This window comes from Streptomyces sudanensis (assembly GCF_023614315.1).
GTDB lineage: Bacteria > Actinomycetota > Actinomycetes > Streptomycetales > Streptomycetaceae > Streptomyces > Streptomyces sudanensis.
In genome coordinates, this window is record NZ_CP095474.1 from 3,872,796 (window position 1) to 3,874,844 (window position 2,049).

Annotated in this window: 2 protein-coding genes and 1 pseudogene; all 3 read right to left on the bottom strand. The window is 76.6% G+C overall.

Annotation, left to right across the window (positions count from 1 at the left end; translation table 11 throughout):
- Window positions 1-271: pseudogene (locus tag MW084_RS17800) on the bottom strand (hypothetical protein); the annotation flags it as partial.
- A gap of 46 nt (window positions 272-317) precedes the next feature.
- Window positions 318-983, bottom strand: coding sequence for a response regulator (locus MW084_RS17805; RefSeq protein WP_010470062.1), 666 nt, complete (start codon window positions 981-983; stop codon window positions 318-320).
- On the bottom strand, window positions 980-1,933 hold the full coding sequence (locus MW084_RS17810; RefSeq protein ID WP_029553439.1) for a HAMP domain-containing sensor histidine kinase: 954 nt from the start codon (window positions 1,931-1,933) through the stop codon (window positions 980-982). The genes MW084_RS17805 and MW084_RS17810 overlap by 4 nt, the downstream gene beginning before the upstream one ends.
- Window positions 1,934-2,049: the final 116 nt, after the last annotated feature.

Below are 2,049 nucleotides of genomic sequence, written 5' to 3' on the forward strand. Positions count from 1 at the left end.
CTCCCGGGGCCGCGCCGAGGGGCGGCGGCACCGACCGGAGGCCGGCGACGTCCGCGGAGGGGAGCGGCGCCGCCGAGCAGACCGCCGCGCACGGATCGTCCGCGGCGGCCGGCCGCTGCGCCCCGGTGGTCGGGGGCACGGCCGCGGGGGCCGCGTGGGAGGCCGGCGCGAGGACGCCGAGGACGGCGAGGAGGACGGCGGCCAGCGCCGCCGCGGCCGCGCCGAACGCGTCCGCGGCGCGGCGCGCGGGCGGCGCGTCGTACCGGGGCATGCCCTCCCCCTTCCGTCGTTCCGTTCCTACCATGCCCCGCCGCCGGTCAGGGTTCGATCAGGCCGGCCCTGATGGCGTAACGGGTCAGCTGGAGGCGGTCCCGCAGGCCCAGCTTCTGCAGCAGGTTCGCCCGGTGCCGCTGCACCGTCTTGACGCTGATCACCAGCATGTCCGCGATGTCCTTCGAGGAGTGGCCCTCCGCGACCAGCTTGAGGACCTCCTCCTCGCGCGCGGTCAGCACCCGCTCCGGCGGCTCCCCTCCGTGCCGGGCCCGGTCCAGGTAGTCGCGGACCAGGGCCGTCACCGCGCCCGGGTAGAGGAACGGCTCGCCGCGCATCGCCGCCCGGCAGGCCGCCACCAGGTCCCGGTCGGCGACGGACTTCAGGACGTACCCGCAGGCGCCGGCCTTCAGGGACTGGAAGAAGTACTGCTCGTTGTCGTACATGCTCAGCATGAGGATCCGCAGCGACGGGTGGCGCGCGGACAGCTCCCGCGCCGCCTGGAGGCCCGTCATCCGGGGCATCGCCACGTCCAGGACGGCCAGGTCGACGGGGTGCTCGCGGGCCATGGCGACCGCCTCGGCGCCGTCCCCGGCCTCGGCGACGACCCGCAGGTCCGGTTCGCCGTCCAGGATCAGCCGGACGCCCCGGCGGACCAGCGCGTGGTCGTCGGCGAGCAGGATCCGGGTGGGCGGGGTGCCGGACGGGTTCACGCGCGCCTCCCGGCGGCTGGTACGGACAGGGACACCCGGGTGCCGCCGTCGCGGCCGGGGGAGAGGTCCAGGGTGGCGCCGGCGAGCAGCGCCCGCTCCCGCATGCCCCGGATGCCGGCCCCCTCGCGGGCCACGCCCAGGCCCCGCCCGTCGTCCTCCACGGACAGCACCACCCCGCCCGGCACGCGGCGCAGCGCCAGCTCGACGCGGGCCGCCCCGGCGTGCCGGGCGGCGTTGGTGAGCCCCTCCTGCGCGACCCGGTACAGCACCAGCTCCGTCTGCCGGTCCAGCGGCGGCAGGTCCGGGGCCAGGCGGCGCCGCACGACCAGGCCCGTGTGGGTGGCGAAGTCGTCGGCCAGCGAGGTCAGCGCGCTGACCAGGCCGAGGTCCTCCAGCACCCCGGGGCGCAGCCGGCGGGCGAGCCGCCGCACCTCGTCCAGGCTCGACCGGGTGATCTCCTGCGCCTGCTGCAACTCGGCCCGCAGCGGCTCCGGCGCCCGGTCCGCGGCCCGCTTCAACCCGAGCAGGACCGCCGTCATGCTCTGCCCGACCTCGTCGTGCAGCTCCTGCGCGATCCGCCGCCGCTCCGACTCCTGCGCGGACAGGGCGCGGGCGCTGCTGGTGGCGCGCTCCGCCTCCAGCCGGTCCAGCATGGCGTTGAACGTGCGGATCAGCTCGGCCACCCCGCCGCCGCCCGGCACGGGCAGCCGCTGACCGGGCCGCAGCAGGTCCACGGTCGTCATCTCCCGCGTCAGCCGCTCCAGCGGGGCGAGGCCGACCCGCAGCAGCGCCGCGTTGGCGACGAGCATTACGCCCAGCCCGGCCACCAGGATCACCGCCTCCGTCAGCAGGACCGGTACGGAGACGGTCACCGGCGCCCACAGCAGCAACGCCGTGGCCGCCCCCAGGACCAGGGCGTTCAACCCGAAAATCCGCCAGAACAACGACACGGTGCACGGAACCTTCCTGTAGACCCCCGGCTCCCTCCACTATCCCCGGTGCGCCGGGACGCCCGGCCCACCGGGCACCACGAGACGGCCGGCCCGCCGCCCTGNCCTTATNCACA